The 13,398-nt window shown below is 67.0% G+C and carries 10 protein-coding genes; 8 read left to right on the top strand and 2 right to left on the bottom strand.

Annotation, left to right across the window (positions count from 1 at the left end; translation table 11 throughout):
* The first annotated feature begins 10 nt into the window (after positions 1 to 10).
* The 8 genes from BFF78_RS36145 to BFF78_RS36105 all read left to right on the top strand — a co-directional run bounded on the left by BFF78_RS36145 (position 11) and on the right by BFF78_RS36105 (position 10,476).
* Positions 11 to 2,743 carry an NAD(P)-dependent oxidoreductase gene (locus tag BFF78_RS36145; RefSeq protein ID WP_069782300.1) on the top strand — a complete coding sequence of 911 codons (2,733 nt, stop codon included), beginning with the start codon at positions 11 to 13 and terminating at the stop codon, positions 2,741 to 2,743.
* 258 nt (positions 2,744 to 3,001) lie between these two features.
* Positions 3,002 to 3,801 (top strand): IS5 family transposase gene (locus BFF78_RS45000; RefSeq protein ID WP_227026143.1). Its coding sequence is split into 2 segments (ribosomal slippage): positions 3,002 to 3,337 and positions 3,340 to 3,801, totalling 798 coding nucleotides; the frame shifts between segments, so codons are not numbered across the junction.
* A 385-nt stretch (positions 3,802 to 4,186) separates the two neighbouring features.
* Positions 4,187 to 4,498, top strand: a complete 312-nt coding sequence (locus tag BFF78_RS36130; RefSeq protein ID WP_069782299.1) for a CU044_2847 family protein — start codon at positions 4,187 to 4,189, stop codon at positions 4,496 to 4,498.
* On the top strand, positions 4,495 to 5,316 hold the full coding sequence (locus BFF78_RS36125; protein WP_069782298.1) for a trypsin-like peptidase domain-containing protein: 822 nt from the start codon (positions 4,495 to 4,497) through the stop codon (positions 5,314 to 5,316). Before BFF78_RS36130 ends, BFF78_RS36125 begins: the two co-directional genes overlap by 4 nt.
* Positions 5,317 to 6,314: 998 nt before the next feature.
* Positions 6,315 to 9,293: an SARP-family global regulator AfsR gene (gene afsR / locus BFF78_RS36120; protein ID WP_069784016.1), complete on the top strand. Its 2,979-nt coding sequence runs from the start codon at positions 6,315 to 6,317 to the stop codon at positions 9,291 to 9,293.
* 118 nt (positions 9,294 to 9,411) lie between these two features.
* The gene (locus BFF78_RS36115) at positions 9,412 to 9,645 is read left to right on the top strand and encodes a hypothetical protein (protein WP_069782297.1); all 234 of its coding nucleotides are present in this window, start codon (positions 9,412 to 9,414) and stop codon (positions 9,643 to 9,645) included.
* Positions 9,646 to 9,672: 27 nt separating this feature from the next.
* Entirely contained in the window at positions 9,673 to 10,149 is a 477-nt protein-coding gene (locus tag BFF78_RS36110; RefSeq protein WP_159033106.1) for an NUDIX domain-containing protein, read from the top strand.
* A gap of 9 nt (positions 10,150 to 10,158) precedes the next feature.
* Entirely contained in the window at positions 10,159 to 10,476 is a 318-nt protein-coding gene (locus BFF78_RS36105) for a hypothetical protein (protein ID WP_069782295.1), read from the top strand.
* A gap of 38 nt (positions 10,477 to 10,514) precedes the next feature.
* On the opposite strand, the gene BFF78_RS36100 is transcribed toward BFF78_RS36105, so the two are convergent.
* Together BFF78_RS36100 and BFF78_RS36095 are read right to left on the bottom strand one after the other, a co-directional pair.
* Positions 10,515 to 12,227, bottom strand: a complete 1,713-nt coding sequence (locus tag BFF78_RS36100) for a hypothetical protein (RefSeq protein WP_159033105.1) — start codon at positions 12,225 to 12,227, stop codon at positions 10,515 to 10,517.
* 374 nt (positions 12,228 to 12,601) lie between these two features.
* Positions 12,602 to 13,291 carry a hypothetical protein gene (locus BFF78_RS36095; protein WP_069782293.1) on the bottom strand — a complete coding sequence of 230 codons (690 nt, stop codon included), beginning with the start codon at positions 13,289 to 13,291 and terminating at the stop codon, positions 12,602 to 12,604.
* Positions 13,292 to 13,398 lie beyond the last annotated feature (107 nt).

Here is a 13,398-nt window from a genome sequence, read left to right as displayed (position 1 = left end):
GGATGATCCAGTGCCCACACTCGAGCACTCCCTGTACCAGGCCGACACACCCACCGCCTGGACCGTGTTACGCGGACCCATCGACCCGGACACCCTCACGGCAGGCGTAGCCAAAATCGCCGCCCGCCACCAGCTTCGAGCTGTCCCGTCCGGAGAGGCGAGCCTGTTGCTGACAGCCGCCGATGCGGAACCGGAGAACTCCACCCCGCAGCTCGCGCTGCGCTGGCACCCCTACACCCCACTGCAGCCGGACACCCTCAGCCACGCCATACCGGCGACCCACCTGGAGATCCTCCTCGACCACAAGGAACAGGCCGCCGACGCTGCCGCCGACCTCACCGGCTGGCTTCGGACGGCGCTGCGGCGCTTCCACCCAGACGAACTGGAGCAGATCACGGCGACCATGCCGCTACTCACCCAGTTCACCCCCACCACGAGTGTGCTCGCCGACTGGGCGGTCATCTTCCGCGACCACTACGTGGAGAACACTCTCGGCTTCCTGCTCGCCCTCCAGCATGCGGGCGTCCCGGCCCAGTGGATCTATGCCCTGGCCAAGGGTGACCGCACACATAACCGCGACCGTGTCCACGCCACTCTCCTCGACCTCGGGTGCGCCAGCGGCCTGCTGGACAACACCGCCATCAACGCCCCCGACACCCACGCCACCGAACTTGCCGCTGCGCTTCACCAGGTCGACGCGTTCATCGACGCTGCGCACGAGGCCGGACGCAAGGTCCTGGTCATCGACGACGGCGGCCTGCTCGCCCAGGGCTACGGCCGCGCTGACGCGCCCCGCCGAATCGACGCCGCCCTCGAACTGACCGTTTCCGGCCTCAAACGGATCACCGCAACTGGAGAACTCGGCATACCTGTCCTGAACCTCGCCCGCTCCCAGCTCAAGACCCGCCTGGGCTATCCCGAGATCGCCGACTCCTGCCTGCGTCGGCTGCGTGCGCTGCTGCCTGCCATCAAGGTCACCGGCCGCCCTGCTGTTGTGATTGGTTACGGCACCCTCGGCTCTCGGCTCGCCCAGGCCCTCCGCCACCAAGGCTGCCAGATCCATGTCGTCGACCCTGACCCGCTCGCCTTGATCGCCGCCGCCGAGGCCGGCCACGCCACCTACCGCACCACCGGCGACGCCCTGCGCGCTGTACACCCATTCCTCATCGTGGGCACGACCGGAGATGACGCGCTCACCGTCGACGACCTGCAACTGCTTCCCGACGGCGCGTACCTTGCCCCCTTCGCCACCCGCGACTTCAGCGTCCTCGCCGACCCTGACCGCGGCCTGCCCGCCACCGAAATCCCCGGCATCGGCCGCCGCTACCGCCTACCTGGAGGGGGCCAAGTCACCCTCCTCGGCGACGGCCGCTCCATGAACCTCTTCGAGGCCGACGCTATCCCCAACCAGGGCTACGACGCCTACCGGGCCGGCACCCTCATCGCCGCCGACGCCCTGTGCCGGCGCGCCGACAACCTGACGCCCGGCATCCACACCGACCTCGTCGACGACATCATCCTCAACTCCGGCCTTTACTCCGCCTACTACGACACCTACCTCGCCACCGAACAGCAACCATCACCGCGTGCCGTAACACGGCAGAGTGCGACCACGGCTTCCTTGGCGGGGATGTCGGCGTGCGTCGTCGGCTACGGCGCCGCCGGCCGCCTCCACGCCCAGATCCTGGCTGAACACGGAGCCAGCCTGACCATCGTCGACCCCAAGCACCAGGACCTTCCCAAGGCGTACCGGGGCTTCCCGAACGGACTCGAGGAGATGCCCGCCGCGGTGCGCTCCACCATCGGCCTGTGGTCTGTGTGCTGCCCCACCGCCGACCATCTGCCCGTGCTGCGCACGATCCTGGCCAAGGAGCCCGAAGCCCGCATCCTGCTGGAGAAACCCGCCTGCCAGGGCCACGAGATCGACGCGTTCACCGCCCTGCTCGCCAGCCACAGCAACGCCCGCTTCGTGGTCACTGACCAGTACCAGCATGCCCGGGCCCTCGACGTCCTTACCAATCTGATGGCTCGTCTCGAACCGGGCGCAGAGCCCGACTACGTCGCCGTGACCTTTACTAAGGACCGCACCGGCGACGTCGCCCAAGGCCGCTTCGTCGACCGCTCCTACGGCGTCCTCGGCTACGAGTGGCTCCACATGCTCGCCGTACTGCGCCGTATCCTGCCCACGGAAGCAGCCGCTGCCTACCTCGCCCAGCAGCCCCAACACGCCGAGTTGTGGGCCACCTACGACCCCCGGCTCTTCGTCTCTGCGCTCACCGAACGGACCAACCTCACCTACGGCGCCACACGCCTACGCATCGAGCTGACCTCCAGCATCGCCACCCCAACCGTCGTCCTGGGCAGCACCCCGCGTACCGCCACAAGCGGGACGGGGCCCTGGCGCCAGGGACTGCGCCCGGCCGACGACCGCCACCGTCGCGTCACCGTGCATGCCGGCCGCACACAGTTCACCGTGCACCTCGACCCCGTGACCGCCACCGGCGGCTGGCAACTCGAGCGCAACCACCACCGCGTCACCGCTGAGCGCGACGGCCTGATGCTGCACGACGAAGTGGTCCACGACTCACCCCTGCACACCGCCATCCGCAACGCGACCACCACCCTCATGGGGACCTGCTCCGTCCCCGAACCGGACCTGGGCCCGCTCCGCAGGATCGCAGCACTCGCCGAACTACTCCGAGCTCAGCAGCCAACTGGCCTGGCCGAACAGACCTCCGCGTAGCGAAAGGGGGCGACAGGAGCGACGGTGCAAGGCCGTCGCCAAAAGTCACAGAAGAGAACTGACAACATCATGTGAAAAGCCACGCCACGTCCAAAGATCGCGGGATAGGCCATGTGGATCACGGGTCAGCGCCGTGACGTCGATGGCGGGCAGCGGGGTTCGCTAGGCATGAGAGTAGTCGGAAGCGGCGTTGTCGAGTCCAAGGGCATGTTAAGAGGTCATCTCATTTGGGGCGTTCGATAGGCTCCAGGTGTGGGGATCGTTGAGCGGCTGGTGCCGGATGGGCTGTGGGAGTTGTTCCAGCGAGTGGTGCCGGAGGCGCCGAGTCGGCCTCAGGGAGGCGGCCGGCGCCGGCACGGTGACAGGGAGGTGCTGGCTGCGATCGTGTTCGTGGCCACGTCGGGCTGTACGTGGCAGCAGCTGCCGGCCGCCTCGTTCGGACCGTCGGGACCCACGGCTCACCGGCGTTTCACCGAGTGGTCGAAAGCCCGGGTGTGGGCGAAGCTCCATCGCCTGGTCCTCGACGAACTCGGCTCCCGGGGTGAACTGGACTGGTCTCGCTGTGCGATCGACTCGGTGAACATGCGGGCCCTGAAAAGGGGGGCCTGACAGGTCCGAATCCAGTAGATCGAGGCAAGTACGGTTCGAAGATCCACTTGATCACCGAGCGGACCGGATTGCCCATCTCCATCGGCATCTCCGGCGCCAACCTGCACGACAGCCAGGCCCTCGAACCGCTCGTTCGCGGCATCCCGCCCATCCGCTCCCGTCGCGGTCCGCGCCGACGACGGCCGGCCAAGCTCCACGGCGACAAGGGCTACGACTACGACCACCTGCGCCGATGGTTACGCCAGCGCGGCATCCGGCACCGCATCGCCCGCAAAGGCATCGAGTCCTCCCAGCGCCTGGGACGCCACCGCTGGACCATCGAACGCACCATGGCCTGGCTCGCCGGATGCCGCCGCCTGCACCGCCGCTATGAACGCAAGGCCGTCCACTTCTTGGCCTTCACCAGCATCGCCTGCACCCTGATCTGCTACCGCAGACTCACCAAATGAGATGACCTCTAAGCGCGGTCGGCAAGAGCACTGTGTCACCGCTCCTGGCGGAACGACTCGATGCGACCCTCATCCCGACCCTCCTCCCGGAATTCGAGACCGTACGCAAGCGCGTCGACAGGACTCGCCTCGTCATGCCGCGGCTGCATTTCTGCGGGCGAGCGGCGCTCCCGGGAATGGACGACACGGGGATGCGTTCACAGGCCGGCACTCGCAGCATGAAGGACAGGTCGGGCCGACGGACCGCTGCTGTCGGGTGTGGGCCGGTCGGCGCGTGTGACGGGATCTTGCTGTCGAATCGGTCGCCGATGCTGCGTTTCGCTGGCTACGCTTCCGGCGGGGACCGAGAGTCGGTGCGAGCCCCACCACACCAACAAGGGGACATATGGCCGATGTTCGGGTCGAGACCGTGGCTGTGGATGCGACGGGCAGTCGGCAGATCTCCAGCCGTACGCGGTCCAGTTCCGCCCTCGGCGACCGGGCCGCGGAGTTGGAGGAGGCCATCGTCCAGGCGTCGACCATCGCCCAACAGTCTCTCTCCCAAGTTCAGCGCCGAGATGGCTGGCAGGTGGCGAGTATGGAGGTTAAGTTCGGGCTGACCCTGGCGGCGGAGGCCGGGATCATTCTGTCCAAGGCGTCGGCCGAGGCGTCGTTCGAGGTCACCCTCACTGTGGAGCGGGTCCCGGAGTCGCCGTGACCGACGCGAGTTACTGGGTCGAGCTCTTCCAGTCACAGCAGCGCCTCGGCGGCGGTTTCCTGCTGACCCGCCGCTATGTGCTTACGGCACTGCACTGTCTGCGGGGGCTCACCTCGCTGGACGAACACGTGGACATCGTCCTGACGGACGGCAGCCGGCTCGCGGGCCAGGTCTGCCGTCACGACAAGGACGCCGACCTCGCCCTGATCATGATCTCCGCCGCCTACGAAGTACTGCTGCCGATACCCCGGGCCGGCGTCGCCTACGGTGGGGACGATTGGCACGGGCCATACCGGCCTGCGGCGTCCGAAGTACATCTTCGGGGGCAGGTGGACAGCGGCACGGCGGAATACCTCTGTGAGGGAGGCGGGGTCATCCAAGCCCTGCAACTGACGGCGCACCAGCCCCTGGGCGACTACTCGGGCTATTCGGGCGGCCCCGTCGTCAAAGGTCTTCCGGAGGATCAAGAGCCCGTGATCGTGGGCATCCTCCTGGAGCAGGCCCCGGACCGGGCCGCCGCCGACCGGGCCGCCAACGTGCTGTTCGCCGCCACTATCGGGGAAGCCATGCGCCGCTTCGACCAGTTCGATGTGGAGCATCTGATGGATGTGGTCCATCCAGCAAGCTCGCTCCCGCAACAGGCCGTTCATAACCAGGAGTTGACCGTCGACGCGGCGGCCTCCTCTGCGGAGTCATGGTTCGATCGGATCGATGAGTGGTCCCAGCGCAGGCTGCTCGATCCGTCGCAGGTCGCCGAACTCAGGTTCATCGCCGTGAAAGCGGCTATGGAACGTCAGTTGCGTGGTGACGACGCATGACCGACCTCTGGCAGGAAGCCATCGACCGGGCTGAACTTAGCCTTCGCGGGGATATCGACGCCCGCCGCAATGCGGCTTCGGCCGCCATGGCGCTGAGCAAGGTCCCCGATCTGTTCCGGCGGTCGCATCCCGGTCGGGATCTCGCCTATCTGGTGGCGCTGCTCGAAGCGCTCGGCCTGGCCGAGGAGTCTCGCGCCCTTCTGCGGGGCGTGGTTTCGCAGCTCCAGTGGGATCCGAAATCGCTCGAGCTGCCCGGCGATGTCCGCAACGAACTGGCTGTCATTCTGGCCGACCGGGGTCTCGTCGCGGCCGCGGTTGGTGTCCTGGCGACAGCCGTCGTCTTGGCGGCGCACGACGATGCCGGTGGTGTTGCGGCCCGGAGCGTCGCAAATCTGGCGTCGGTCAAGCTGCGAGTGGGAGACCTCACGGGTGCCACGAGCGCGGCCGAGGAGGCGCTGAGCCTGGGAGCCCGTGACGACTCGCTCCAAGAACAGGAGCGGATAGAAATCCGCCTCCTGGCGGAATCGGTGCTGGCGGAGACCGCCCGCCAGCAGGGACGTCACGCAGAAGCGGATGAGCGGGTGCATGCCGTCGCCCTCACGGCGCGCGGGCTGATGCGGTTGCTTGGCGGCGACCATCCGAAGTCGCTCTCCGCCCTGATCACCGTGGCTCGGGCCGAGTTCGGATCGGCGATGGCTGCAGGGGACCGCGAACGGTGGGAGCAGGCCGCCGATGTCCTTGCGATCGCTGCCCAAAAGGTATCCGCGGTACTCGGGCCACGCCATCCCTTGTCCCGCTCCGCGCTGGTCAACCTCGCCACCGCGGAGTGTGAGGCCGCCCGGACACTGGACGATGAGCGTCGTCTGGAGAGGGCACGGCTCCTGCTCATGGCCGCGGCCCGGCATTCCGAGGGGGAACGACGGACTGCCCCGGCGCCTGTGTCGCCCCCGTCCGCCATCCGAGGAGCCGATCGATCAGCGGTTCCGCGGATATCGACCATGTACGAGCCCGTCTCCCGTACGCCCGAGCAACGGCGGCCTGTCGCAGAAGAGGCTGACCTGCGCTTCAGCGTGCTCGGACCGGTGCGCGCCTGGCGCGGGGACGAGCAGCTCCCTATCGGATCGCCGCAGCAACGGGCCCTGCTGGCCGCGCTGCTGTTGCGCGAGGGCCGGACCGCGACGGCGGCCGAGCTGATCGACGGCCTATGGGGTGAGGACCCGCCGTCGTCTACGCGTGCGCGGACGGCGCTACGGACGTACGCCTCCCGGCTGCGGAAGGTGCTGGGCCCCGGAGTCCTGGTGAGCGAATCAGGCGGGTACGCCGTTCGCGGTCTGCCGGAAGGCGCCGTGGACATCTTGGCGGCCCAGAGACTTGCCGGGGATGCGGAGGGGGCGAAAGCCTCAGGGGACCTGCACCAAGCACGCGATCTCTTGCGCCGGGCGCTGTCCTTGTGGGACGGGGAGGCGCTCGCCGCGGTGCCAGGCCCGTACGCAGAGGTGCAACGAGTGCGGTTGGAGGAGTGGCGCCTGCAACTCCTGGAATCCCGCATCGACATGGACCTGGAGGAGGGTCACCACGCCCAGGCGGTCTCGGAACTGACAGCCTTGACGGCGGCGTACCCCTTGCGGGAGCGGTTGCGCGAGCTGCTGATGCTGGCACTGTACCGGAGCGGCCGCCAGGCGGAGGCCCTTGCCGTCTATGCGGACACGCGACGCTTGCTGGCCGACGAATTGGGCGTAGACCCGCGAGCGGAGCTGCGCGAGCTGCAAATGCGCATCCTGCAAGCGGACCCGGGCCTGGCGCGACCGTCGGAGCCGGACGTCGAGCGGGTTCCCGCACCCGTGCGCCCAACCCAACTCCCGGCCACGGTTCCGGACTTCACAGGACGCGCGTCCTTCGTGTCAGAGCTGATTGAGACGCTGACCGCCGCGGGGAGCGAGGTGATGGCACTGTCGGCACTGGCTGGCATCGGAGGCGTGGGCAAGACGACGCTGGCCGTACACGTGGCGCACCAGGCCCGCGCCGCCTTCCCCGACGGGCAGTTGTACGTCGACCTCCAGGGCACGGGTTCACGCGCGGCTGAGCCGGAGACGGTATTGGGCTATTTCCTGCGGGCGTTGGGCACGCCTGACTCGGAGGTACCGGACTCGCTGGAAGAACGGGGGACGCTGTTTCGGTCGGTCCTGGACGGCCGCCGCGTCCTCGTGCTGCTGGACAATGCGAAGGACGCGGCCCAGGTGCGGCCACTGCTGCCGGGCAAGGAGGGCTGCGCGACGCTCGTGACGTCACAAGTACGGATGGTGGACCTGGTCGGCGCGCACCTGGTCGACCTGGACGTGATGTCCCCCGAAGAGGCCCTTGAGCTGTTCATGAAAATCGTGGGCGTGGAGCGGGTGGCGGCGGAGCGTGAGGCCGCCTTGGACGTGGTGGCGGCGTGTGGCTTCCTGCCGCTGGCAATCCGTATCGCCGCGTGCCGGCTGGCCGCCCGGCGGACGTGGACGGTGTCGGCACTGGCGGCGAAGCTGGCGGACGAGCGCCGGCGGTTGGACGAGCTCCAGGCTGGTGATCTGGCAGTCAAGGCGACCTTCGAGCTGGGCTACGCCCAACTGGAGCCGGCCCAGGCCCGGGCATCCCGCCTGCTGGGGCTGGCGGACGGACCGGACATCTCTCTACCTGCGGCCGCGGCTCTACTGGACCTGCCGGCGAATGATGCAGAGGACCTGCTGGAGTCCGTGGTCGACGCGTCCCTTCTGGAGTCGGCGGCGCCCGGGCGCTACCGGTACCATCAGTTGGTGCGGCTCTACGTCCGCGCATGCGCGGAGCGGGACGAACAGCCGCCCTCCGAAAGGCAGGCGGCCCTCTCCCGACTGCTGGACTTCTATCTCGCCACGGTGTCACGGGTGTACGCGATCAATCGGCCAGGGGACGTCCTCGTCGACCACCTGACACCGACATCCGTTCAGGGGCTCGACTTCACCGACCCGACCGATGCTCTCAACTGGTTCGACGCCGAAAGAGGCAACTTGCTGTCGTGCGCCAGGCAGTCAGTCGGCCCGCTCACACTCGGCCGAGCGGCCGATCTGCTCTGGTGCACCCTCGCCTTGGACGAGCCGGGCACCGGCTTCGAGGAGTACAAGTCGGGCACCGCGTTCTCAGAGTACGAGTCGACGGCCAGGGTTCTCGGCCACGCTGCCCAGGAGCATAACGACGCACACGCAGCCGTGCGCGTCCTGGTAACGCTGAGTACCGCCCATCACTTCGCCGGACGATTCGACGAGGCCGACCGGGAGGCGGAACGCGTCCTGGTACTGGCGGACACCATCCAAGATCGACTGGCCAGGTGCTGGGCCGCTAACACACGTGGCCTGATCGCCATTCAGCAGCAACGCTTCGCGGACAGCGAGGCCCACCTGGTGCAAGCCGCCGAGGGATACCGAGCGATCGGGAGCCTTCCGGGCGAGGCGAGCGCGCTGTGCAGCCTGTCCCGCGTCCACGCCGCGATCGGCCGCACCGAACACGCGGTTTCGCTCGCGCAGCAAGGAGTAGCCATCTACGAGGAGTTGGGGGATGCGCCGCACGCCGCGAACAGCCGCTACGTCCTCGGCCTGGCACTCCGGGCGGCGGGTCGACTCCGCGAGGCGGATGCAGAACTCCAACGAGCACTGGCAGTGTTCCGGGACCAACGCCAGCAACTATGGGAGGGCACCACACACTTCCGTATCGCCGAAGCTCACCTCTCCGCCAGGCAACCGGCGCTCGCGGCGCAGCACGCCGAGCAGGCTCTGGCGTTGGGCTGCACCGGCGGCGAGGTTGCCCGGGCCCAGGTGCTCACGACTCTCGGCAGCGCGTTGAACGCCCTCGGCCAGCTTGTCCGGGCTCAGGCGTGCTGGTATGACGCGCTGAGCATTCTTGAGCAGGCAGAAAGCCGAGAAGCGGCAGAGCTGCGAGCCCTCATCCAGTCGAGAGTCAGTGCCTGACCCGGGTTATGTCCAGAGAAGTGTGTACGCGTTCGATCTAATCCGGGGTTTTGCTCCGGCTTCAGGGGGATGTCCACATAGACGAACGGCAACCGGCCGATCTTCGAGATGTCGAGTCATGAAGGAGATCAGCATGGTGACCGCACCGGACAGTGTGCGCCCCTGCACGCACTCGCCGAAGACAATTCTCGCCGCGGCGAGTCCCGATCTGCTGCGCGCGATGGGCAAGCCGTTCGCCGACGCGCTCATGTCCGCCGTCCGCTACGGCATCGTGATGAGCGCCATGAGTCAACAGAGCATCCCTTGCACCACACCCGTTGCACTCGGTGTACGTGCGGGACACCGCTCGTGATCTGGATAGTAGCGAAGCTTTTCCGTGTTGGCCGCGGAGTACCCCAAGAGAAGGCCGGACGGACGTGCCGGCACGTACGAGTACGTCAGCGTCGACGATGCTGTGCGGGTCGTCGCCCTCGACGATCAACAGCGCCTCGTCCTGGTCGAGGATGACTTCCACCTCCAGCGACGGCGTGTACTGCACCTTCCCGGCGGCAACTGCGATGGTCAGGAGCCCCGGGAAGCGGCTTTGAGGGAGTTGGAGGAGGAGACCGGTTTGATAGCTGGCGACCTACGCCCGCTTGGCGTGATTGACCCACTCCCGTCGATCACCTCAGCACGGATATTCCTCTTTACGGCGACTTCTCTACGCACGGGACGAACACGACGGGACGCCACCGAGGCCGGCATGACTCAACACTGGCGCCTGCTCCAGGACGCCCTCGCTGCGGTACGGAACGGTGAGATCACTGAGGCTGGAAGCGTGGCTGCGCTTCTTCTGTCCGAACGCGCCTCGACATAGGGTGAAGACGTGGAGGAGAAGCCGGAGGAGCGCCAGGCAGCCTGGGAGCTGTACCTGGCGCTCCACAATCTTGCCGACAGTCAAACGCTCGGGCAGGTTCCCACTTCCTCCCGGGACGGTGTACTCGGCGATATCGACGATGCACGCACCCAACTGATCGCACATCACGCTGTGTTGAGGCGCCGGCATGCCACTTTGGCTGAGCAGGTATACGAGGCCATCAACTCCTGGGAGGATCGGCCGACCGACCGACTGATGCCGCTACTGGATACCCTCGCTGCAATAGCCGGATCATCTCTCCCTCTACAGGCGCCGCCTACCACGTAACCGAAACGGAGAGAGCCACAACAGTTTGCGGCGGAACCTCAGGGAGCCATAGGCGTATCCGCCAGAAGCCAGAGAGTGGTCTCGGAGAGCACGTTCGGCTCTGGTGGCCATGCTGCGGGCATCTTGCGTCCGGTCAGGGCGCCTACGTCTTGCAGTTCGGCACCGGGTGCACAGATACCGGACAGCAGCCCGGTGAAAAGCCCCATGGCGTAAGTGTGTTCGACGTACATGGCTTCATCGGCAGGGGCGGGTTTCAAGCCGTTCTGCACCGCGGCATCGTCGTAGTGCGCCTGGGTGATCTTCACGGCGTCGAGTAGATCGTTCCCTGTGAGGAACACGGTGACCTTGGTGACGTCCTCCAGCATGCGGGCGGGCTCGCCTTCATTGGAGATGATCAGCAGTTCCGCCTGCACGGGGCTCCGATCGCTGACGTCGTCGAGGCACGCCAGCAGGAGGTGAGCGGTGCCGTTGGAGTCGATGACCATGCCGAGGCCGGGGGCGGGCATGGTCTCGGGGAGATTGATGGGAACCTGGTCGGTGGCAGTTGCCTGAAGCGGCAGTGTGGTTAGAACGCTGTGGCGGCCGCCGCTCCGCCAGGCCCCGAGGGCGGCGATGCGGGGGCCGTCCCACATGGCCTGCTCCGCCGGCACGTTGTAGAACTCCTTCAGCCAGGCGGACACCCGGATACTCGGCATCCAGCACCACGGCTGCCACTGCTCGCGCTCCCGAGCACGCAACTCCTCCAGATACGCGAAGACACCGGGATACCTCTGGATGGCCTGCATTTCCAGACGGTGCCAGTGATCCGCGGCTTCCCGGTAAATCTGGGCGAGGCGCCAGTGGCTGGCATCAAGCTGGTGGTCGAGCGCGGCTTCGAAGACCCCATGCGAGACCTTCGTCGTTGTCGGAGCGACTTCCGGGGACGGTTTGAACATGTCGCTCAGCTCCCCCAGCTGTCGCATCTTCTGCGTGGCCCTTTCGGTGATCCCGAGGCGCGCGGTGTCGGCCCCCCTGCTGACGGCGACCTGGACACCACGCCTTTTCGCCCGCAGTTCCTTCAGCGCCTGCGTGACGGTGGCCTGGGGCCGCTGTTCGGACAACGTCGTGCTGTCCGCGGTCAGGGAGTACCAGGCGGCCACCACGGTGCGCAGTGGGACAGCCGAGTAGAGCAGCCCGGAATCGAGTTCCTGGTTCGACTGGTGCAGGCGCGTGTCGAACCTGGGTAGGAAGGAAAGGTGCACCTCGAAGTCGGGCACCATCGGGACCAGTCGGCCCAGCGCCTCGGCATCCGGCTCCTGGTCCTCGCCCCGCATGGCCGTCCACCAGGTCAGATGTACGCCCGGTCCGAAGCCCTCCAAGGGAGGCCCCCAAGTGACCGCGATCACGGGATCTGAGTCGATGTACATCAACGGCTCTTCTTCGGAGAAGCCCAGCATCCCAGACGGAGCCGGCAATACATCCGCAGTGAATGGCAAGGGAATCGATTGATCCTGCCCGACTGCACGCGCTGCCTGGATCAGGTCATGGTCCATCGCGAACGTCGTGCCGTCGGCAACCCGCTTGCATTCCGTCGCGATCAAGGACTCGACCTGCCGGGTCCGAGGCAAGGCCCCCCAGGACGCGGGCATGATGAAGCTTTGCCCCTCACGCATGATCATGGACCAAAATTCGTGGCTCACCGAGGAACGCAGGAACTTCAGGGACTTGAGCCGCAAAGCGCCGACCTGGCTAGCAAAGGGGTGTACAGGCATGGCACGAACCCTAGACTGCACCTCGTCGGCCGGACAGTCCCACAGGTCATCATCAGCCCCCTCCCCCCCCTTGGGCACCCATACCGAGCGGTCCCTGCTCTGGCCCGGCCCACGCGCTACAAGCTATGGCGACAGGAACGCGGACGGGGCCGCCTTCTCTTCGGCGTCCGACCGCTGCTCCTCTTACGCCCGATGTGGCCGGGGTCAGGCGGTCGGCAGGTTCCCGAGTGGGGCGCCGCCGGCCGAATTCCTCGTAAGTATCGCTCCTGCGCTCACCAGCAGCTGGCGCCGGGTCCGCCGCGACGCCCCGTGGGCGAGGTCGCCTACCCTGACGTCGGTCATTCGGCCCATGGCACTCACTCGGGCCCGTCTCGTTAGGGGAACGTGTCGCCTTCAGAAGCCAGCCGTACAAACGCTGCGGGGATCACAACCCCGGTGCGCAACTCATGCGTGACCTTGTAGGAGACTGGCGCGGTCACGGTACGGGCGATGTCATCTCGATCCCATACAACCCCGAGCACGCGACAGCGAGCCCCGTCGTGCGCCCCGCCTGTGATCTCCACAGCGGACATCGGAGCGATCCCTCCGCACTCGGCGAGGAGAGGCTTGTCGACCGTGCTTTTCAGGACGTCTACGGACCTGTGGAAGAAGCTCTGGGGGTGTGCTTCGACGTAGTCGATGGGTTGGTGGCTCGCGGGGATCCAGTGGGGGTCCGTGTCCGGTCCTTGTCCGTTGGCCATTGCCCAGGCTCGCCGCTGCTGTACCGGTACTGGCGCTGTGCGTTCCTCGAGCCAGTACCGGACGGCGGTGTACCAGTCCGTTTTCGTTGGCGCAGGCTGGGGCGGGCAGTGATCATTGAGGATTTCGTGCAGGGCAGCGGGATCGTCGAGTTCGTATCGGATCTTCGCTAGTGGTACCTCACTGGCTGCGATGCTGTCGCGCTCGCTGATCACGGTGAGGATGAGGGCGAGCAATCCGCCTGGAGGGGTATGCGCGAGGAAGTACTCCTGTGCCCGGGAGATCGCTGCCGGCCAGTTGTCGGTCTTCTTCGTCATGTCCGCCACGCATCTACGCTAGAGGTCAGCCTGTGGTCGCGGAAGCCGATCACCAGCAGTGGTCCAGGGGTATCGCGGGCCACCTCGTCCAGCGAGGGTCCGCTCATGGCCACCGC

Origin of the sequence: Streptomyces fodineus (assembly GCF_001735805.1) — a bacterium.
Lineage (GTDB): Bacteria > Actinomycetota > Actinomycetes > Streptomycetales > Streptomycetaceae > Streptomyces > Streptomyces fodineus.
Note: the sequence above shows the minus strand (reverse complement) of the source record. Positions and strands in the feature narration are given on the sequence as shown.